The organism is Rhodococcus globerulus NBRC 14531 (genome assembly GCF_001894805.1).
GTDB lineage: Bacteria > Actinomycetota > Actinomycetes > Mycobacteriales > Mycobacteriaceae > Rhodococcus_F > Rhodococcus_F globerula.
Window position 1 is genome coordinate 606,802 of record NZ_BCWX01000003.1, and the last position, 18,526, is coordinate 625,327.

24 protein-coding genes are annotated in these 18,526 nt (G+C 60.7%); 11 read left to right on the top strand and 13 right to left on the bottom strand.

Features of this window, described 5'->3' with window-relative positions; all coding sequences use genetic code 11:
- The first annotated feature begins 51 nt into the window (after positions 1-51).
- The 7 genes from RG2_RS18095 to RG2_RS18125 all read left to right on the top strand — a co-directional run bounded on the left by RG2_RS18095 (position 52) and on the right by RG2_RS18125 (position 7,385).
- A complete protein-coding gene (locus RG2_RS18095) occupies positions 52-843 on the top strand; it encodes a LytR/AlgR family response regulator transcription factor (protein ID WP_033234153.1) in 792 nt (263 codons plus the stop codon).
- Positions 840-1,211: a hypothetical protein gene (locus RG2_RS18100; RefSeq protein ID WP_033234377.1), complete on the top strand. Its 372-nt coding sequence runs from the start codon at positions 840-842 to the stop codon at positions 1,209-1,211. Before RG2_RS18095 ends, RG2_RS18100 begins: the two co-directional genes overlap by 4 nt.
- 11 nt (positions 1,212-1,222) lie before the next feature.
- A complete protein-coding gene (locus RG2_RS18105) occupies positions 1,223-2,974 on the top strand; it encodes a sodium/solute symporter (protein ID WP_033234154.1) in 1,752 nt (583 codons plus the stop codon).
- Between the two features lie 150 nt (positions 2,975-3,124).
- Complete coding sequence (locus RG2_RS18110) at positions 3,125-3,487, top strand: DUF485 domain-containing protein (protein ID WP_033234155.1); 363 nt, start codon at positions 3,125-3,127, stop codon at positions 3,485-3,487.
- The gene (locus RG2_RS18115; protein ID WP_033234156.1) at positions 3,484-5,121 is read left to right on the top strand and encodes a monocarboxylic acid transporter; all 1,638 of its coding nucleotides are present in this window, start codon (positions 3,484-3,486) and stop codon (positions 5,119-5,121) included. The genes RG2_RS18110 and RG2_RS18115 overlap by 4 nt, the downstream gene beginning before the upstream one ends.
- Before the next feature lie 70 nt (positions 5,122-5,191).
- Positions 5,192-5,623 carry a type II toxin-antitoxin system Rv0910 family toxin gene (locus tag RG2_RS18120; RefSeq protein ID WP_033234157.1) on the top strand — a complete coding sequence of 144 codons (432 nt, stop codon included), beginning with the start codon at positions 5,192-5,194 and terminating at the stop codon, positions 5,621-5,623.
- Between the two features lie 166 nt (positions 5,624-5,789).
- Positions 5,790-7,385, top strand: coding sequence for a substrate-binding domain-containing protein (locus RG2_RS18125; RefSeq protein ID WP_230590123.1), 1,596 nt, complete (start codon positions 5,790-5,792; stop codon positions 7,383-7,385).
- Between the two features lie 6 nt (positions 7,386-7,391).
- Here the strand turns inward: RG2_RS18125 and RG2_RS18130 are convergent, their stop codons facing one another.
- Both RG2_RS18130 and RG2_RS18135 read right to left on the bottom strand, forming a co-directional pair.
- Entirely contained in the window at positions 7,392-8,300 is a 909-nt protein-coding gene (locus tag RG2_RS18130; RefSeq protein ID WP_033234159.1) for an ABC transporter substrate-binding protein, read from the bottom strand.
- A gap of 67 nt (positions 8,301-8,367) precedes the next feature.
- Positions 8,368-8,640: a WhiB family transcriptional regulator gene (locus RG2_RS18135; protein ID WP_051730469.1), complete on the bottom strand. Its 273-nt coding sequence runs from the start codon at positions 8,638-8,640 to the stop codon at positions 8,368-8,370.
- A 116-nt stretch (positions 8,641-8,756) separates the two neighbouring features.
- On the opposite strand from RG2_RS18135, the gene RG2_RS18140 reads away from it, so the two are divergent.
- Positions 8,757-11,027 carry an ATP-dependent DNA ligase gene (locus RG2_RS18140; protein WP_033234160.1) on the top strand — a complete coding sequence of 757 codons (2,271 nt, stop codon included), beginning with the start codon at positions 8,757-8,759 and terminating at the stop codon, positions 11,025-11,027.
- Positions 11,028-11,036: 9 nt separating this feature from the next.
- On the opposite strand, the gene RG2_RS18145 is transcribed toward RG2_RS18140, so the two are convergent.
- The 4 genes from RG2_RS18145 to RG2_RS18160 all read right to left on the bottom strand — a co-directional run bounded on the left by RG2_RS18145 (position 11,037) and on the right by RG2_RS18160 (position 13,326).
- Positions 11,037-11,498: a flavin reductase gene (locus tag RG2_RS18145; RefSeq protein ID WP_033234379.1), complete on the bottom strand. Its 462-nt coding sequence runs from the start codon at positions 11,496-11,498 to the stop codon at positions 11,037-11,039.
- A gap of 74 nt (positions 11,499-11,572) precedes the next feature.
- Positions 11,573-11,866 (bottom strand): hypothetical protein, encoded by a 294-nt coding sequence (locus RG2_RS18150; RefSeq protein WP_033234161.1) that lies wholly within the window; start codon positions 11,864-11,866, stop codon positions 11,573-11,575.
- A 63-nt stretch (positions 11,867-11,929) separates the two neighbouring features.
- A complete protein-coding gene (locus tag RG2_RS18155; protein ID WP_033234380.1) occupies positions 11,930-12,112 on the bottom strand; it encodes a hypothetical protein in 183 nt (60 codons plus the stop codon).
- A gap of 131 nt (positions 12,113-12,243) precedes the next feature.
- The gene (locus RG2_RS18160) at positions 12,244-13,326 is read right to left on the bottom strand and encodes an iron-containing redox enzyme family protein (protein WP_033234162.1); all 1,083 of its coding nucleotides are present in this window, start codon (positions 13,324-13,326) and stop codon (positions 12,244-12,246) included.
- Here RG2_RS18160 and RG2_RS18165 point away from each other — a divergent pair, their 5' ends adjacent.
- Entirely contained in the window at positions 13,327-13,548 is a 222-nt protein-coding gene (locus tag RG2_RS18165; protein WP_033234163.1) for a CDGSH iron-sulfur domain-containing protein, read from the top strand.
- A gap of 95 nt (positions 13,549-13,643) precedes the next feature.
- Here RG2_RS18165 and RG2_RS31850 read toward each other — a convergent pair whose 3' ends face one another.
- The 5 genes from RG2_RS31850 to RG2_RS31855 form a co-directional block, all read right to left on the bottom strand.
- The gene (locus RG2_RS31850) at positions 13,644-13,799 is read right to left on the bottom strand and encodes a DUF6131 family protein (RefSeq protein WP_092806704.1); all 156 of its coding nucleotides are present in this window, start codon (positions 13,797-13,799) and stop codon (positions 13,644-13,646) included.
- Positions 13,800-13,888: 89 nt separating this feature from the next.
- Positions 13,889-14,086, bottom strand: a complete 198-nt coding sequence (locus RG2_RS18170; protein WP_033234164.1) for a CsbD family protein — start codon at positions 14,084-14,086, stop codon at positions 13,889-13,891.
- Positions 14,087-14,143: 57 nt separating this feature from the next.
- Positions 14,144-14,407 carry a GlsB/YeaQ/YmgE family stress response membrane protein gene (locus tag RG2_RS18175; protein ID WP_045069132.1) on the bottom strand — a complete coding sequence of 88 codons (264 nt, stop codon included), beginning with the start codon at positions 14,405-14,407 and terminating at the stop codon, positions 14,144-14,146.
- A 208-nt stretch (positions 14,408-14,615) separates the two neighbouring features.
- Positions 14,616-15,161 carry a Dps family protein gene (locus tag RG2_RS18180; RefSeq protein ID WP_033234166.1) on the bottom strand — a complete coding sequence of 182 codons (546 nt, stop codon included), beginning with the start codon at positions 15,159-15,161 and terminating at the stop codon, positions 14,616-14,618.
- Between the two features lie 85 nt (positions 15,162-15,246).
- Positions 15,247-15,390 (bottom strand): hypothetical protein, encoded by a 144-nt coding sequence (locus tag RG2_RS31855; protein ID WP_165826319.1) that lies wholly within the window; start codon positions 15,388-15,390, stop codon positions 15,247-15,249.
- Between the two features lie 367 nt (positions 15,391-15,757).
- Here RG2_RS31855 and RG2_RS18185 point away from each other — a divergent pair, with 367 nt between their 5' ends.
- Positions 15,758-16,069 carry a MerR family transcriptional regulator gene (locus tag RG2_RS18185; RefSeq protein ID WP_033234167.1) on the top strand — a complete coding sequence of 104 codons (312 nt, stop codon included), beginning with the start codon at positions 15,758-15,760 and terminating at the stop codon, positions 16,067-16,069.
- Here RG2_RS18185 and RG2_RS18190 read toward each other — a convergent pair.
- Together RG2_RS18190 and RG2_RS18195 are read right to left on the bottom strand one after the other, a co-directional pair.
- Complete coding sequence (locus RG2_RS18190; RefSeq protein WP_230590124.1) at positions 16,060-16,479, bottom strand: hypothetical protein; 420 nt, start codon at positions 16,477-16,479, stop codon at positions 16,060-16,062. The genes RG2_RS18185 and RG2_RS18190 overlap by 10 nt on opposite strands.
- Positions 16,480-16,652: 173 nt before the next feature.
- On the bottom strand, positions 16,653-17,732 hold the full coding sequence (locus tag RG2_RS18195; RefSeq protein WP_033234168.1) for a serine hydrolase domain-containing protein: 1,080 nt from the start codon (positions 17,730-17,732) through the stop codon (positions 16,653-16,655).
- 265 nt (positions 17,733-17,997) lie between these two features.
- Here RG2_RS18195 and RG2_RS18200 point away from each other — a divergent pair, with 265 nt between their 5' ends.
- Positions 17,998-18,522 carry an NlpC/P60 family protein gene (locus RG2_RS18200; protein ID WP_033234169.1) on the top strand — a complete coding sequence of 175 codons (525 nt, stop codon included), beginning with the start codon at positions 17,998-18,000 and terminating at the stop codon, positions 18,520-18,522.
- Positions 18,523-18,526: the final 4 nt, after the last annotated feature.

Consider the following 18,526-nt stretch of genomic DNA (forward strand, 5'->3'; position numbering starts at 1 on the left):
TCGGCGGCTTTGTGGGTTCAGTGCGGGTAACCGTGGGAATATGGGTGTGCTGTGAATGAGACTGACATAGGTGCCCAACTGACCGTGCTTGCCGTCGACGACGAGAAACCGGCGCTCGACGAGCTGGCTTTCCTGCTGCGCGCGCAAGAATCGGTGGCGCACGTCCACACCGCGTCGGATGCAACGACGGCGCTGCGGATCCTTCGTGACGGTGGCATCGACGGCGTTTTTCTCGACATCAACATGCCAGGACTGGACGGTTTGGAACTGGCCGGGATTCTTTCCAATTTTGCGACACCGCCGCCGGTTGTCTTTGTGACCGCACACGACGATCGGGCAGTGGCCGCCTTCGATCTCGGTGCGGTCGACTACCTTCTCAAGCCGCTGCGCGAAGAGCGGCTGGCGCAGGCGGTGAGCCGAATCGTGAGTCGCGCGGGGCGTAATCAGGCGGGCGCACAAGCCGATGCCGCACCCAGCGACGAGGTGATTCCGGTGGAACTCGGCGGCGTCACGACACTGGTGCAGCGCTCGGCGGTGGAATGGGTCGAAGCCGACGGAGACTACGCGCGGTTGCATACGGCAGGTAAGTCGCACCTGGTGCGTATCCCGATTTCTACCCTCGAATCCCGTTGGGCCGATGCGGGTTTCCTGAGGGTTCACCGTTCGTACCTCGTGTCCCTTGCCTTGGTGACCGGAATTCGCACCGTCGGGAGTGGTTTGGTGGTGACTCTTCGCCCACACAGCGGTAAGCCGCCGGTGGAGTTGCCGGTGAGCCGTCGGCATACCCGCGAGTTGAAGGATCGGTTGGTGCGCACCCCCAAGCAGAGTTGGTTGTCGCGGTGAGTGGGCACACCGATCCGCCTGCGCGTCAGCGGGTGGTGCTGGCGCAGCGTCACGGCGCCCGCATCGTGCGTACCCGGGTAGAGGTGCAGGAACAGACCGAGGTCGGCGACGCCATGATCCGGGGTCTGGTTCGTGCTCAGTTGGGCCTGGCGATCCGGCTGGCTGTGGTCGTAGCCGGATCATTGTGCGCGATACCGCTGTCGACCATGCTTTTTCCGGCGCTGTCGGATTACTCGGTGTGGGGGATCAGGCTTCCGTGGTTGGTGATGGGCGGCGCCGTGTTGCCCTTGCTGCTGATCACCGGGTGGGTGTTCGTGCGTCGGGCTGAACGCAACGAGCAGGACTTCACCAATCTCGTGGACGACTGAGCGCGGGCGCTGTGGGTGGGCAATCGATTCCGGTGTTGACGGTGTTGGGCATCGTGGCGGCAGCAGTGGCGACGGTTGCGATCGGAATCTACGGAGTGCGGCTTTCTCGCACCACGTCCGACTTTCTGGTTGCCTCCCGCACGGTGGGGCCGCAGTGGAATGCCACGGCGATCTCAGGTGAATACCTTTCTGCTGCGTCCTTTCTCGGTGTTGCCGGTCTGGTGGCCAAGTACGGGGCGGACGCGTTGTGGTACCCGATCGGGTTCACTGCGGGCTATCTGGCGCTACTGCTTTTCGTAGCAGCACCACTCCGTAGATCGGGTGCGTACACCGTTCCGGACTTCGCTGAATTCCGTTTGGGTTCACCGCGTTTACGTAAACTGGCAATGCTCGTGGTTGCGATGGTGTGCATTCTCTATCTGATTCCGCAGTTCCAAGGGGCCGGTCTGACCCTCAATATCCTTCTCGGCGTGCCGAGTTGGATCGGTGGGGTTGTGGTCGGGGTGATCGTCATCGCCAACGTCGTCGGTGGCGGCATGCGATCGATCACGTTCGTTCAGGCATTCCAATACTGGCTCAAACTGTCTGCGGTGGCGATTCCGGCTGTGGCACTGGCCTTCTACTTCTTTGCTGACGAACATGACGTAGGTGCTCCGGCGCCGCCGACGGTCAGCGAGCAGACCACCGTGGACATCACCACCGATGTTGTGGTGCAGGTGGCCGAACCGGTGACAGTGCAGGGAGGAACGGTGGATGGTCGCTCGGCCACGGGCAGTGTTGTCCTCGAGCCGGGTGAGCACACCCTCGGCGAGGGAATGTCGATGGTTCTGGAAGCCGGTGCAGCCGTTCCGGTGGTAGCCGGGGCGCCGGCGCACAATTCGGATTGGATCACGCCCGGTTGGGGATTCGGCGGTCCGCACCCGACGTATCAGGTGTATTCGCTGATGCTCGCGACCTTTCTCGGGACGCTCGGATTGCCGCACGTACTGGTGCGGTTCTACACCAATCCGGACGGGCGGACGGCGCGACTGACATCGCTGGCCGTCGTTGGTCTTGTTGGCGTCTTCTACTTTTTTCCGGTCCTGCTCGGAGTGTTCGCTCGGTTGTACGTTCCGCAGTTGCTGATCACCGGAACCTCCGACGCTGCAGTGCTGCTGTTGCCAGGTTCGGTGTTCTCGGGGTGGGGCGGGCAGTTGCTGGCAGCACTGGTGGCGTCGGGCGCGATTGCCGCGTTCCTCTCCACGTCGTCTGGTCTGCTCGTGAGCATCGCCGGTGTGATCAGCACCGACGTCCTACGAGGGCGGATACGCGATTTCCGGATCGCCGCCCTTCTGGCCGGTGCGATTCCGCTGGCCATGTCACTTGCCGTGGTGTCGGTCGATCTCTCGATCACCGTCGGGTTGGTATTTGCCGTTGCCGCGTCGACGCTCTGCCCGTTGCTCCTGCTCGGCGTCTGGTGGCGCGGATTGACCGCGGTCGGCGCCGGCGCAGGCATGGTGGTGGGCGGCTTTGTAGCCGGGACGGCAGCAACGGTCGCGATCCTCGGCGGATTGTCGGAAACGGTGTTGAGCGGGTGGCCCGCTGCGATCTTCGCGTTTCCGGCCGCCGTCAGCGTGCCGCTCGCGTTCGCCACGATGGTTGTTGTCAGTAAGGCATCGAGCAAGCAGATACCTGCGGATATAGCGCGGATCTTCACTCGTATGCATGCTCCCGAGCGTCTGGACATGGGTTCCGACCGCGAGGACGAGCTGCGTCAGCCCTGATTTCGGCGTGCCGCTGGTCGCGCTTGGACGACCGTTCAGCGCACGACTCGACAGCTCACCGTGTGAGCGCCACCACAGCCATCTCATGTGACTCCGATCTCACTAACGTCTGGACGTAGTTCACTTCACACGCGAGGCGAGGAGCCGGCAGTGTCCACAGCAGAAGTCAGTGAGGGGTCGCCGCAAGAGCGGCGGACCCCGGATGCCCAGGCATTCATAGACATGCAAGCAAGTCCCGAGTTCCAGGAACTCCGGACGCGCCTGCGCAAGTTCGTTTTCCCCATCACTGCATTCTTTCTGCTCTGGTATGCGGTGTACGTCCTTCTGGCGACCTACGCCCACGACTTCATGGCGACCAAGGTCATCGGCAACATCAACCTCGGCATCATTCTCGGCCTCGGACAGTTCGTGACGACGTTCGCGATCACTGCCTGGTACGTGAAGTTCGCCGGCCGCGAACTCGATCCGCGTTCTGCTGCTATCCGTGACGAGCTGGAAGGCCCCGTATCGTGATCACCACACTCGCCGCGTCCGGGACGGATGTGGGAAACCCCGTCTTCAACATCGCGATCTTCCTCGCGTTTGTCGTCGGCACGATGACACTCGTCATTCGCGCCAGCCGCACCACGAAGAAGGCATCCGACTTCTACACCGGTGGCGGGCAGTTCACCGGTCCGCAGAACGGTTTTGCCATCGCCGGTGACTACCTTTCGGCTGCCTCCTTCCTCGGGATCGCCGGGGCCATCGCCGTTTACGGTTACGACGGCTTCCTCTACTCCATCGGCTTCCTCGTCGCGTGGCTCGTGGCCTTGCTTCTGGTCGCCGAATTGCTGCGCAACACCGGCAGATTCACGATGGCCGACGTATTGAGCTTCCGCCTCAAACAGCGCCCGGTGCGTATGGCCGCGGCGATCTCCACACTTGCTGTCTCGCTCTTCTACCTGTTGGCCCAGATGGCCGGTGCCGGTGGACTTGTCGCGCTGTTGCTCAACATCGAAGGTAAGACCGGTCAGGCAGTCGTGGTCGCGATCGTCGGCGTGCTGATGATCGTCTACGTCTTGGTCGGCGGTATGAAGGGCACCACCTACGTGCAGATGGTCAAGGCCGTTCTACTGGTGGCCGGCGCCGGAATCATGTTCGTGCTCGTGCTCTTCGCGGTCCGGGGTAACTTCTCCCAGCTCCTCGCGGATGCGCAGAACGTGGTCAGTAACTCCTCCAACGAAGCTGTTGCCGGTCGCGACATTCTTGCGCCGGGCGCAAAGTACGGGCTGACCGGGATGACGCAGCTCGACTTCATTTCTCTCGGAATCGCTTTGGTGCTCGGCACTGCAGGCCTGCCGCACGTGCTGATGCGCTTCTACACCGTCCCCACCGCCAAGGAAGCTCGCCGTTCCGTCACTTGGGCGATCGCACTGATCGGCGCCTTCTACCTGTTCACGCTGGTGCTCGGCTACGGCGCAGCCAAGATGGTCGGACCCGACGTGATCCTGGCTGCTCCCGGCAAGGAGAACTCTGCGGCACCGCTGCTGGCCTTCGAGCTCGGCGGCACGATCTTCCTCGGCATCATCTCGGCCGTGGCTTTTGCCACCATCCTCGCGGTGGTCGCCGGTCTCGCGATCACGGCATCTGCGTCGTTTGCTCACGACATCTACGCCAGTGTCATCAAGCGCGGCAACGCAACCGAAGAACAGCAGGTTCGGGTTTCACGCATCACCGTTGTCGTGATCGGTGTCATCTCCATCGTTCTCGGTATCGGCGCCATGGGCCAGAACATCGCCTTCCTGGTGGCTCTCGCCTTTGCTGTTGCGGCCTCGGCGAACCTGCCGACCCTGCTGTACTCGCTCTTCTGGAAGAAGTTCAACACCACGGGTGCGCTGTTCAGCATCTACGGCGGTCTGATCAGCTGCTTGACGCTGATCGTGTTCTCCCCGGCCATCTCGGGCAAGCCGTCGTCGATGCTCCCGAACTCGGACTTCGCGTGGTTCCCGCTCTCCAACCCCGGCATCGTCTCGATCCCGCTGGCATTTGCCCTCGGCATCATCGGTACCTACATCGGGCGCAACAAGCCCGAGGATCCGGCCAAGCAGGCCGAGATGGAAGTTCGTTCCCTCACCGGCGTCGGCGTCGAGAAGGCTGTCGATCACTAGGGGCGCAGCCCCCGTGCGCCTTTCTGGTACCTCCGGTAACCAGAAAGGCGCACAGCGCTATTGTCCCACCATGGCAAAACTCACAGTGAAGATCGACGTCCCCCTTCCGCCGCAGGAAGTGTGGGACAAGGCATCAGATCTCAGTGGCTACGAGAATTGGCTTGTCGTCCATGACGGTTGGCGAGGGGAACTTCCCGAACAGTTGGGGGTGGGAACCGAGATCAGCTCAGTTGTCACGGTGAAAGGCCTGCGTAATCGTGTGCGCTGGACCATCAAGAAGTACGACGTGCCCTCGGCGTTGTCGCTCAAGGGTGACGGCAAGGGTGGGGTCAAGCTGGGGCTCGAACTCGACGTCAAGGCCAAGGGCACGGGTTCGGAGTTGGCGTTGACCGTCGAACTCGGTGGCGCTCCGCTTTTCGGACCCATCGGTTCCGGCGTTGCTCGGGCTCTCAAAGGGGATATCGAGCAGTCGTTGGCGCAGTTCGTTCGAATCTACGCTTGAATTTTCGCAAGTAGTTACTTTGCGGCAAACATGAGTTAGGATTCTTTTCGGCGGGATAAACCGGGCATAGGTTTGTTATGAACCTGGTGCTCCGCCGGAGAGGATTCCGCACATGTCTGGTCGTCACGGCTCGTCCGGGGTACCAACAGCGTCTATGCCGCGATCGGTGAAAGTACTGGTTGGAGTGCTGTCGGTGGTTGCCGTCGCAGGTTCCGCGGCGTTTGCCGTCACCTTCAGCAATCTGGGGGAGGATGCTCCGACGGTCACGCCTACCGCCGCGACATCGGAGTGCACACAGACCGACAATCTGGTGGTAGCAGTTGATCCGTCCATTGCCACCGGCGTCGAGGCGGTAGTGGCGACGATTGATCCGGAAAAGCTCGGTTGCGCATCGTTCACCGTGGTGTCCCAGGACTCGGCTCGAACCTACGGGGATCTTGCGCTCGGCGGTTCCGGTCCGGCGATCTGGATACCCGATTCGTCAGAATGGCTCGACAAGGCCGGGGCGGCTGGTCGTTCCGTCTCGAAGGTCAGTGAGTCGGTAGCGTCCACACCGGTGGTCACGGTGTCGAAATCCGGTGAAACTACCAGTCCGGCAAGCTGGCTCGACGTCCTGGCAGTTCCAGGACTGCATATCGGTGATCCGCTTTCCAGCGCTGTGTCCAGCGCACCCATCGTTGCCGCGTTTGCCGAAACTCAGGCGCGCGGCGGCGATACCGCGTCCATCTCGGCCGCATTGGTTCCCGTGGCACAAGCTCAACTCGGGAATGTGAAGGAAGCCGGTTCGACCATCCGCATAGAAAAGGTTGCCGCGGACAGCGGAACCGCGGTCACCACCGAACAGACGTTCATCGCGTACATGGCCGCTCATCCCGACGCTCGGTTGACCGCCGCAGTGCCGACGTCCGGCACGGTGTTCATGAATTACCCGATGGCGCTGACCGGAGAGTCGACTGCACTGCCGGCCGCGCAGGTTCTCGCCGACGCACTCACGTCTGCTAGCGGCCGCACAGCCTTGTCCGGTCTGGGTTTTCGTGCAGCGGGCAACGAACCGTTGCCGAGCGGCGGCGTCGGGATTATCACGCCGTTGGTTCCGAGCGATCCGTCTGTGGTGGCCACAGCGCTGGCGCGCTACGAGATTCTGTCCCGGCCCTCCCGCGCATTGGCGGTTGTCGACGTCTCCGGCTCGATGGACTACATGGAGGGCGGCGTTACCCGAATGGCCGCTACGGCGCAGGCCGGCGACATCGCGATCCGAATGTTCCCCGCCAATGCACAATTGGGTCTGTGGGCCTTCTCGATCGACCTCGGCGACGGCACCGATTACCGCGAACTCGAGCCTGTTGGGCGCATGGATGCGCCCGAGGGCGACACCGATCATCGGACCAAACTTCTGTCTCACGTCGACGAGCTACCGTCACTTGTCGGTGGCGGAACTGGGTTGTACGACAGTGTTCTGGCGGCATTTCGTCAGATCCAGAGCACGTATGACCCGTCGTCGATCAACTCGGTCATTCTCCTGACCGACGGGGCCAACGACGATCCGTCCGGTATTTCGCGGGAGGAGTTGCTCGACACTCTTGCACGCGAGCGCGATGCCGCCCGTCCGGTACCGATCATCACCATCGGCGTCACCGGCGATGCGGATACCGAAGTATTGAAACAGATTTCAGCAGTCACCGGCGGAAACAGTCACTTCGCACCCACACCCGCCGATATCCCCAAGGTGTTTGTCGGCGCGATCAGCGGCCGTGGCAACTGATCGGATCTAGTCGAGGATCTTTGCGTCCGCAGTATCGGTGATCCATTCGGTGGCAAGAGCTTCGAGGGTTCCGTCGGCATACAGTGAGTCGACTGCGGCCGACACACACGCGGTAAGTGGACTGTTCTTCTCGAGGACGGCACCGAAGAACTCGGTGACGGCGTTCGGCCGCGGAAACTGTCCGACGATCACGGACTGTGGCAGTTCGGTCTCCGTGATGTGGAATCCGGTGGGAATGTCGACAACCAGGGCGTCGATCTCGCCGGCCGCCAATGCGGCCTTGGCTTCGTCGGTGTTGGCGTAACTGCGCGGCGGGGTTGACGGACTGATGGTCTCGGTGATGGCAAGCAGGCTGGTCGACCCGGCCTGTGCGCCAAGTCGGTACTGCGTCAGTGAATTCAGATCCGTGGCCTGTGCAGCGCCGTTGTTCTGCAAGGCAATGACCGACTGCGCCACCGCGTAGTACGGCGAGCTGAAATCGACGGACTCGCGGCGATCTCCGGAAATCGTGAACTGGTCGAGCGCGAAGTCGAAGTCTTTGCTGCCAGGCTTCAGCGCGTCGTTGAATGCGACGCTCGTGAACGTGACCTGATCGGGGTTGTAACCAAGTTTCTCGGTCACAGCGCGGGCCACTGCACCCTCGAATCCTTGCCCGTTCGACGGATCGCCGTCGTGAAACCAGGGCTCGTACGACGGCGAACCGGTGGCGATGGTGAGTGTGCCGTCGTTGGTGGTCGTGCCACTGCCCGGACCGCATTCCGTCACGGCTGCAGTGGACGGAAGCTTGGTGAAGGCCTCGGGAATGCTGGTGGTGGTTTCCGGGACTGCAGCAGCGCTCTCAGGCTGAGTGGAGCATGAACCCAAGAGGATCGCGGAGGCGAAGATTGCAGTTACGGCAACGCAACGTCGTGGCATAGGCACGTTGCCATCTTGCCTGTATGTCCGGTATCGATGTGATCGGGGTCTTGTACCCGGCCAATTTTCAGGCTGCTGAGCGACGGAGAACGAGGCGTTCCGTTGGTGTCGTTCCTCCCCAGACGCCGTGTGGTTCACCGGTCTCCAGTGCAAAGTTCAGGCAGTCGTTGATCACCGGGCAGCGGAAGCACACCTGCTTGGCCGTTTGTTCGCGCGCAAGCCGATTGCGCCCGCGTTCCTCGCCGGGTGAATAGAAAACCGCTGGATCAACGGACTTGCAGGTTGCGAGCATGCGCCAGTTGTTGTCCACACACAGTTCCGACATGTGCTGCGTTGTCATCGTGGTTGTCCTTTCGGCTCGAGCCTCAGTGTGGCCGGTGAGGGTTGCGCGAGGACAGGGTTCCGATCGCAGCGATTTCTACTGCCGGATCACGGGCGCTGCAGCACAATGAAGAGATGGCGACGACTGATCGGGGCCAGATCACACTCGATGGCATAACCGTGCCCGTGACCAATCTCGGGAAGGTGCTCTATCCCGAGAGTGGAACCACCAAAGCCGAAGTCATCGACTACTACACTCGAATTTCCGCAGTCATGATTCCCCATGTCGTCGGTAGGCCGGGAACGCGGAAACGTTGGCCGAACGGGGTGGACGGTCAATCATTTTTCGAGAAGAACCTTGCATCGTCGGCGCCGGATTGGCTGACCCGCGCGTCATTACAGCATTCCGACCGAGTGGTCACGTATCCCATTTTCGATTCAGTTGCTTCGCTTGCCTGGCTCGGTCAACAAGCAGCCCTCGAATTACATGTTCCGCAATGGCGATTCGACGGTTCCGAGCGCGGGCCCGCAACCCGATTGGTGTTCGATCTCGACCCGGGTGATGGCGTCGGGTTGGCCGAATGCGCCGAGGTGGCCCGTTCCATCCGGGATCTTGTGGGGACGCTGGGCTGGACAGCGTATCCCGTTACCAGCGGAAGCAAGGGTATTCATCTCTATGTGCCGCTTGATCGGCCGCTGGACGGCAGTGGTGCGTCGACCGTCGCCAAGCAGATCGCGGTGGGACTCGAGAAGATCCATCCGGATCTGGTGACAGCGACGATGGCGCGAAATGTTCGAGCCGGCAAGATTTTTGTCGACTGGAGCCAGAACAACGCGGCCAAAACCACTATCGCTCCGTACTCGATGCGTGGGCGTGCCCAGCCTTATGTTGCCGCGCCGCGCAGTTGGGACGAACTCGACGACCCGAAGTTGCGTCACTTGCTGTTCGACGAGGTGCTCGAACGCGTTGATTCCGGCGGTGACTTGTTGGCTGCTCTCGATCCTCCCGTGGTGCAGCAGGATTCGTTGACACGATATCGAAACAAGCGTGCGGCAGACCGGACGCCGGAGCCGGTACCGGATTCGATTTCCCCCGGCGCGCTCGGCAATTCCTTTGTGATTCAGGAACATCACGCGCGACGCCTGCACTACGACGTTCGGCTCGAACGTGACGGTGTGCTGGTGTCGTGGGCAGTTCCGAAAGGGGTACCCACCACCGCGGGGGAGAACCGGTTGGCTGTCCACACCGAGGACCATCCGCTCGAGTACGCCACCTTCTCCGGCACGATCCCCAAGGGCGAGTACGGCGGCGGATCGATGACGATCTGGGATTCCGGCACGTACGAGACCGAGAAGTGGCGTGACGACGAGGTGATCGTGCGCTTGGACGGGAACCGAGTGCAGGGCAGATTCGCGCTGATTCGGACCAAAGGTGACCAGTGGCTGATGCATCTGATGAAGGATCAGAAATCCAGCTTCGGAATCGAGTTTCCGAAAGGGATCGAACCGATGCTCGCGACGCCCGGATCGCTCGAGGGTCTGGATGAGGACGAGTGGGCATTCGAGGGTAAATGGGATGGGATACGGGTGATTCTCGAATTTCATTCGGGCACACTGTCGCTCCGCAGCCGAGCCGGTAACGACAAGACCGGCGACTATCCCGCGCTGGCTGGACTTGCTTCGGTTCTCGACGGCCACGAGGTGGTTCTCGACGGTGAAGTGGTGTCGTACAACGCGGAAGGTGTCACCGATTTCGGGGCTTTGCAGCGCGGCGGCGAACCCGAGTTTCTGGCTTTCGATCTCCTGTATCTCGACGGAGTGTCCCTGCTGCGCAAGTCGTACACCGATCGTCGGACTGTGCTGAATGCGTTGGCCGCGAAGGTCGGCGATCTCACCGTGCCACCCCAGATCGACGGAACCCCGGCGGACGCACTGGAGGGGAGCCGCGAATCCGGCTGGGAGGGGATCGTCGCAAAGCGTCGCGCCTCGGTGTACCTGCCGGGGCGGAGGGGTTCGAGTTGGATCAAGGTCAAGAACTGGCGCACACAAGAGGTAGTGATCGGCGGGTGGCGCACGGGTCAAGGCAATCGGGCCCGGGGGATAGGCGCACTTCTCATGGGAATTCCGGGTGAAGACGGGTTGAGTTACGTCGGCCGGGTGGGGACCGGCTTCACCGACCGCGACCTGGAAACATTGCTGGCGGTACTGGAACCCTTGCAGCAGAAGGAAAGCCCGTTCGAAGATGATGTTCCGACGGAGGATCGTAAGGGAGCGGTATGGATCCGCCCTGAACTGGTCGGTGAAGTGCGATTCATGGACTGGACCGCGAGTGGTCGCCTGCGGCACCCCAGTTGGCGGGGGATGCGGGAGGACAAGTCGCCGACGGACGTGCGGCGGGACACGTAGGGGGAAACGCTATTCGTGTCCGGGCTCGAGGTCGCGGACGTCGGTGTAGGTGACAACCGTACCGAGATCGCCAGGTGCAGAGCCTGATTCGGGATCCAGTAGGAAACCTACGTGGTCTCCGAGAGGGATGCGGTCGACAATGCGTCCGCTGAACCAGGCGGAGGACTCATCGAGTATCGGGAGTTCATGGGGGCCAGGATGCCAGGCGCAACGAGCGAACTTGTCGATATCGTCGCCGGTGGATCCCCCGAACAACGTTGCCAATTCGATGTGATCCCTCGGGATGACGTGGACAGCAAGAAATTCCGTCGTCAATGCTGTGTGGAACGTGTGGTTCTTGTTCGACAGTCCAACGAGAAAACGCGGAGGAGCGATACTGACCTGAGATGCAAAGCCGACCAGACATCCGGACCGCTGGTTGCCCTCGCCGGTGGTGACGACAAACATCGGGTAGTCGAGTTCGCCGACCAGTGTGTCGAATGCGCTTGTGCCGTTGTCGTCAGAGTTGCCGGGTGCTCCTCGAGTCCCGTTGGGGCGTTTGCCGATCAATGACCTTCCTGATCCGTGAGGTTATGGCCTTCGAGGCGCTTGACGCGTCGTCGCTCGAGAAGGACGGCGGCTACGCCGAGAACGAGGGACACAGCGCACACTGCGCCGGCGATCAATGCCCATCCCTGAAACCCGTAACCTAGTGCCACCAAGGTTAATCCGAGCGTGGCGAGCGCAAGCCCGATGAGAAGGTACCCGGGGTAGTTCCGTCCGTCGGCGATCCCTTCGCCTACGTGAGATCGATTGGTATGTGCGTCGTCGACGGGTAGGTCGCCGTTTGTTTCAGCCACTGTGTTCTCCGTTCTCGGAAGTCAACCCCGAAGGCATTTCGGTGTGTATATCTGTGTTGCGCTCTACCCGTTGTGCGGATCGGTCGCTGGTCCGTGTGTTGTTGCGCCGCCTTCGCCGGACCAGGGTTGGTCGCCTGACGGATCGGATTGGACGTCGCTGTCCGCATTTTCGGAACCTGAATCGGTTGTGACGGTTTCGACATCATCAGGTGAAACGTCGCCTGAGTTTTCTTGTTTGCCGGTCATCATGCCTCCTGGGTTCATCTCGACGGGAAATCGAGGGAGCGACCTACCGATCGCACCAGAAAAAGCTAATCTGCATCCGTGGAAACAGATAATATCATGTAAGCGTTCAAATTCTGAGGTTGCCGGGCCGCTTACCGGGGTGAACTGCGCAGTGAAGTCTCACCCCGGTCCCAGCAACCGGTGATGTGTTCGGCCAGCAGGTCGTCGAACGCCAAACATGAAGCGGCGCCGAACAGAATGTCGCTCCCCATGGTGGGGTCTTGCTCCGCTAGCTTGCCGGCGAGATCGCGGACTGCGATCTGTTCGTGAACGGAGTCGGCTTCTACATGCTCGTCGTAGAACAGTGTTGCCCGCGAGCTGAAACCTAGGCGACGCAGCCCGGCGCTGTAGTTCTTGCTGGGAAGCGACGACGTGGTTTCCACTGCGCACAGATGGCCGATCAACGCCCCGAGCAGCCGACGATGAAATCCGAAGAGCGAGAGCACATTGAGGCTCGCAAGGGTCACTGCCGGAACGACGTCGAGATAGTGTGCGTACTGATCCGACAGTCCGAGTTCGCGCATGGTGTTGGCAAAGAGGGTGGAGTGCATCCTCTCCAATCGCCCGCCGCCGTACTCGTCGGCTTGGACTTCCACCAGCGCGGCTTTCGGGGCTCCGGCCAGACGCGGAATTCCCAACGTGTGAACATCGGATTCTCGTAGCTGGTTGAGCGAACGGTGGATGAGTACCTCTTCGAACTGTTCGGCACTGGCGTCTGTCGCCATGAACTTGGACATGCTCGGCCCGGTCGACGGCGCGGTCATCGCCCATAATTGTGAGACGACGTCCCCGGCGTCGAGAGGTTGGGCTTCAAGATTTCGGGATGCGACGATCGAACGGACTGCTGCCTCGAACGACGACTCCAGCGCGGCCCGTCCTGCGAGAAGATCGAGGTTCCATTCCCATTCGTCAGACACTCCGGCGAGTCCCTGAAGGTGTAGTTCGTACAGCAGCGTCAGCGACAGTTGTGCGTCGTCGTCGAACACGATCGATGTACCATCGTGCTCTCCGGCCGCACTCCGAGCGGCGGCGGTGAAGGCAGCAGGGTTAGCGTCGGATCCAGACAACAGTGCAATCAGCAGTTCGCTGACCTGTCCTCGCGCGGAGGGGATCGGCATGCGAGTGCCGGTTGCCAGTGCTTGCGATGGTGTTAGATCAATCCGTGTGGAGGACATATGAACTCCGATTCCGATCCTGGGGGCGACGATTCCGCTGTCACGATCACTGTATGCCCAGACGGGCCACTACTGGTTCGAGGTCCGGCGACGCTGGTCGACGCCGACGGCAACCCGATCAGCCGTGAACGTGCAACGGTGGCGCTGTGTCGTTGCGGTGGCACAGCGATACCTCCCTTCTGCGACGGTACCCACAAAAAGAGAAAAGTTCGACGTTCCTGAGTGGCTGAACCCGGTTTTACGGCAAACGCCCGGCGGGGCGTTTACCGATCGGGAGTGATCGGCGAACGCGCCACCGGGCAGGTTAGCGGGGTGGATCAATACCAGACTTTCCGGCCACCCACCGCGCGACCCGTAGCGCCGAGGAGCGACAAGACTGCGCCGACGACCACCAAAATGATGCCGACCGTAGTCAGAATGCTGATTGACGTGAAGTAGCCGACCAGTGCCAAGATAATGCCGAGAACAATCATGGTGAATCCTCATCTCCGATGCGTAGGAAGTTGCCGTGATTTACGGACTTCCGCTATCTGTTCACTGGCGGCGGCACCAGTGCATCCGCTCAGTTGGTGAACTTGTTCTTGATATCGCTTGCAGCATCCGAGATATCGTCACCGACCTGTTTGGTCTTGCCTGAGACCTGATCCTTGGCGCCCTCGGCGGCAAGATCGTCGTTGTCGGTCTTGTGTCCGACCTTCTCTTTTGCCTCGCCGATGAGTTCCTCGGCCTTGTGCTTTGCCTTGTCGATGAAATCAGCCATGGTTATCGTGATCCTTTCGGGTAGAGATTGATTCGAGTCGTTCTGGATCTGGGAAATTCACCGTCGGCCGGTGACGGCCTTGACCAGGAAGAGCAAGATCACCGCGCCGAGTACACACGTGAAGAAGCTGAATATCAGGCCACCACCGTTGACGTCGACACCGAACAATTTGAGAAGGAATCCGCCGATCAGACCGCCGATAATGCCGACGACGATGTTCAGCACGATTCCCATGGAGGCATCGGTTTTCATGATCTTGCTGCCGATCCAGCCAGCGAGTCCGCCGATGATGATCCAACCGATGATGCCGAGTCCGAGCACAGTGAGTCTCCTTGTGACAATTGGATTCCAAGTGACAGTGGGATTCCGAGATTGGGGATTCCACGATTGAGGTCATCTTGGACCTTTAAAAAAACTGAGGTCAGAGGGAAGTGATAGCTACAGCCCCGAGCAGTGTTCCCACTACTATCGATCCGGCCAACAGTCGTTGCTGCAGTTGGAATATCCGAAGTTCGCGTTTGGTCACGGTTCAGGCTTTACGGGCCTTGTCGGCGGCGTCGAGTTCCGTCGAACTTCCCTCGTGCACAAGGTTTCCGCCTGAGTTCTCCAGATGAGCCCGGACGAACCATTGGAACTTTTCCAGCTGCGCTGTCTGACCGATCAACATGTCTTCGGTGATGGGATCGATCTTTCCGACCGAGTCGATCGCGGCCCGGGAATCGGTGATGACGCCGGTGTACACGAGGTCCAACGCGGCGAGGTGTGCGCGAGCGTCGTCACGTCCGACTGAATAGTCGTCCCACGAGCGGTCGGCTTCGATAGCGCCGGCGGTTCCCTTCGGGGAGTTCCCGAGTGCGGCGATGCGTTCGGCAACGTCGTCCGCGTAACCACGGACCAAATCGACTTGGGGATCGATCATTTCGTGTACGCCGATGAAATTAGGGCCTACGACATTCCAGTGAATGTGCTTGAGGGTCAGGTGTAGATCGTTGTACGCGCTCAGGCGTTCCTGCAGAACTGCGGCTACGCGCGCGCCGTCGTCGGTGCTCAGTCCCGGGATCGTGAATGTAGACATGTATCTTCCTCTCGTCAGTGTGCCGAGCTGAGTGCACTGGTGTGTGCTGCTGCGGCACAAATACTTTCGGATCGTGTCTGTCGATTCAGTTGATGCTTCCGGCCAGGTCCTCGGTTATCGGATCCCCGAACATCATGGCGATTCGAAGTTTGAGTTCCGGCGTGGCCAAGGTCGAGCTACCGGAGTTGATCTCGCCGCTCGGTGCGGACGGGATGTCGATCGTCGTCATCTTGCTCCTGCGGTCTAGGGGTGTAAGTAGTGAGAATCGGGCGATCCGCTTCTCGTCAGCGCCGTGTTCTGCGCCTCCCAACACCCAAATCTGTCTGCAATTTGATACGCATGTTCTCGTCAGGACGTACTAAAATCTATACCAGCCGACGCAGATAATTAGCAACCCCAGAACGAGCGGATCGACTCCAGTCTGAATCAGTCAGGTGATGAAATGGCCGCCCTGTACAGGCGAAATGCCGAAAGTCCTGAATTTGAAAAAATCTTCGGCCCCGATCGCCGATATGAAATCTATGCTCCCGCGAACAGATTCGTTGCCTGGAAGTGCTAAAGTCGTGGAATCGCCGATTGGGTCGAGGAGGCTTGCAGTGACATTAGAGCCACACACGCGCTCACGGCGTGGCGTTTACGGCATCTCGGTGATGTCGGAGTTATCCGGAGTCGGGCCGCAGACGTTGAGACTGTACGAGCGACGAGGACTCCTGACCCCCACACGCACGGGTGGTGGAACTCGCCGGTACAGCGAATCAGATCTGGAGACATTGCGTCGCATCACCGCGTTGATCGACGACGGCGTCAATTTGGTCGGAGTGAGATTGATTCTCTCGCTCGAGGCCGAAAATTCAACTCTTGCGGCGAGGATCGCTCAGTTGAGTGAATCTGCTGACGGTCAGGCCTGATCGCCGCGTGAGTCGGCGTCGGTCGCTTCAGTGCGGTTGTTATCGACGTCAGTCGCTTCAGTGCGGCTGATATCCCCGAAGTCTGCATCGGCGACGATCTTGTTTCCGCCGGCTTCGAGGGACGCGAGGGCGGAATCGAAGGCGTCGATGAGCCACTGGTTTGTTGCTTCGGTGAGCAATTCATCCGGCGCGCCGTCGATATCGGCCTGGAAGAAGCGAACCAACCAGGTTCCACTGATACCGGGTTCGTTCGACAAACCGTGAGGAGTGTTTGTGGCAACGACGTAGCGGTTGTACTCGAGATCTACCCGAATGGCGTACGCGTCGTCCAGATGCACGATGTTCGCCGGTCGCTGCGTGGCTGCTGCCAGCGCGATCAGCGCATCGTTGTAAATTTCCGCGTACTTCACAGTGAGTGGAATGGTCGGCCTATCTGTTCGACGTAGCCATGCAGCACAGCATGGCAAGGATAAAGACGGTTCAACGCCCATACCAGGCACGGAACTGAAATTCATCCTATCCCAGACGCCTGTCGGCAGATTCCGGCGGTATCGGGCGCGCCCAACGACCGGCCGGCAGCTGTTCAGGGGCACAGTGCGTGAGAGAGCATGGCCACTATGTCCGGTTGTTCCTTCGGCGTCGAGGTCAGCGTCACGGTGTATGCGCGATCTTCCGTTGCACCGGACAGTGTGTAGTAGCCGTAGATTCCACCGCTGTGTCCGATGTAGGTAACCCCGCAGGGCAGTTCGGTGGATCCGACTCCCAAGCCGTAGCCCAGGCCTTCGGCTTCGGTGGCACCGGCGTGTGGGGTGGTCATCTCGGTGAGTTCGTTCTCCGGCACGATTCTGCCGCTCAACAAGGCCCGCCAGAAGGTGTTGAGATCCTTGCCGGTAGACACCAGGGCACCTGCTGACCAGGGGATGGACGGTTCGATCCGGGAGACATCGGTGCGCCCGCCGGGTAGATCGGTATATCCGGTCATGTGCTCACCTCGGATGTCTCGTTCACCTGGTGGTGGGAGATAGGTGTCCTCGAGTTCCAGTGGTTCCAGAATCCGAGTGCGCAGCTCGTCCGCGTAGCTTCGGCCGGTCACAGCTTCTACGAGCATCCCGAGAACTATGTAGTTGGTGTTGGTGTAGCGAAAAGCTGATCCGGGCTCGAACTGCGCGGGCTTGCTCAAAGCGATGGCCACAGCGTCGGCTGGCGTGAGCGTGCGATTTTCGTTCGCAGCCACCCATTCGTCGGCGTTGGGTTCGCCGGCGAACTCGGCTAACCCGCTGCGATGTTGCAGTAGGTGCCGGACGGTGATGGTGTCGCCCGGCACAAGTCCTGGGAGGTAGCGCTGGACCGGTGCATCGAGGCCGACCTTGTCCTGCGCAACCAGTTGCAGCACGAGTGCTGCGGTGAATGTTTTTGTCACGCCGGCGATCCGGACTCGGTAGCGAGGGCCGATCGAATCGCCATTCGTCTGGTGAGGGACACCGCTGGTCAGAACCGTAGTGGTCGAGTTGTCGTCGAGCGTGGCAATCGAGCCGACTGCGCCCGATTTCGTGAGCGAATCCAGATCCGATTGAACCTCGACGGTCCGTTGGAGCGTCGCGCATCCGACAAGTGCCATCGAGGTCGCAACTACGGCAATGGTGGCCAAGACGTGTGAGCGCATGAGTCGAATCTAAGGATCTTTCGGCTCGCGGGAATCCAGGAAATCCCGGATCTTTCCCCTGATCTTTCTCGGGCGCCAAGGACTGGGCTGTCTGGGACTGGGCGGGGACAAAGGGCCTCATTCTGCATAGGGTTGCCGATTCTTGTCCGAATTGCCCGAGATGATCGTTAGCATCCGAAGGCCACATGCTCATTTCAGATCCGACCAGTTCAACGCTATTTCGGTGCGATGGCCGCACCGCAGTACCTCAACGAAGGACGGTTGCATGAGGAAGTCGACACTGCGCAGGGGAACGGTTGCAGCCCTGCTGACCGGAAGCGTTCTGGTCCTGACTGCAGCGCCCGCTTTCGCGGAACCGGGAAGCGCCGGTAGTACCGGCAGTACCGGGTCACTGGGCAGTATGGGCAGTATCAGCAGCGGATCTGCGGCCCTTCCGATCCCCAGTCCCGCAGGTTTGATCGCTTTGGCGGCGGCCACCACCCAAACCGGAAAGCCGTACCAATGGGGTGGCGTCGGACCGAACTCGTGGGATTGCTCCGGGCTGGTGCAATGGGCGTTCCGGCAGGCCGGCGTGAATCTACCGCGGACCAGCCAAGAGCAAGCCCGTGTGGGACAAGCGGTTCCGCGGTGGGCACTAGTTCCCGGCGACGTCATCACGTTCTATCCCGGCGCAACGCACGTCGGAATCTACGCGGGCTTCGGAATGGTCTTCAACGCGTACGGCGTCGGAGTTCCCACGGGTCTGACCCCCTTGGCTGATCTCCCGATCAACAACATTCGACGGTTCTAATCTG

Excerpts from the sequence above, each read along its gene's own strand:
- RG2_RS18200 (WP_033234169.1), top strand. The coding sequence starts at position 17,998 with ATGAGGAAGTCGACACTGCGCAGGGGAACGGTTGCAGCCCTGCTGACC.
- RG2_RS18155 (WP_033234380.1), bottom strand. The coding sequence starts at position 12,112 with ATGACCGGCAAACAAGAAAACTCAGGCGACGTTTCACCTGATGATGTC.
- RG2_RS31850 (WP_092806704.1), bottom strand. The coding sequence starts at position 13,799 with ATGATTGTTCTCGGCATTATCTTGGCACTGGTCGGCTACTTCACGTCA.
- RG2_RS18140 (WP_033234160.1), top strand. The coding sequence starts at position 8,757 with ATGGCGACGACTGATCGGGGCCAGATCACACTCGATGGCATAACCGTG.
- RG2_RS18195 (WP_033234168.1), bottom strand. The coding sequence starts at position 17,732 with ATGCGCTCACACGTCTTGGCCACCATTGCCGTAGTTGCGACCTCGATG.
- RG2_RS18170 (WP_033234164.1), bottom strand. The coding sequence starts at position 14,086 with ATGGCTGATTTCATCGACAAGGCAAAGCACAAGGCCGAGGAACTCATC.
- RG2_RS18135 (WP_051730469.1), bottom strand. The coding sequence starts at position 8,640 with ATGACAACGCAGCACATGTCGGAACTGTGTGTGGACAACAACTGGCGC.
- RG2_RS18180 (WP_033234166.1), bottom strand. The coding sequence starts at position 15,161 with ATGTCTACATTCACGATCCCGGGACTGAGCACCGACGACGGCGCGCGC.
- RG2_RS31855 (WP_165826319.1), bottom strand. The coding sequence starts at position 15,390 with ATGACGACGATCGACATCCCGTCCGCACCGAGCGGCGAGATCAACTCC.
- RG2_RS18160 (WP_033234162.1), bottom strand. The coding sequence starts at position 13,326 with ATGTCCTCCACACGGATTGATCTAACACCATCGCAAGCACTGGCAACC.
- RG2_RS18165 (WP_033234163.1), top strand. The coding sequence starts at position 13,327 with ATGAACTCCGATTCCGATCCTGGGGGCGACGATTCCGCTGTCACGATC.
- RG2_RS18130 (WP_033234159.1), bottom strand. The coding sequence starts at position 8,300 with ATGCCACGACGTTGCGTTGCCGTAACTGCAATCTTCGCCTCCGCGATC.
- RG2_RS18120 (WP_033234157.1), top strand. The coding sequence starts at position 5,192 with ATGGCAAAACTCACAGTGAAGATCGACGTCCCCCTTCCGCCGCAGGAA.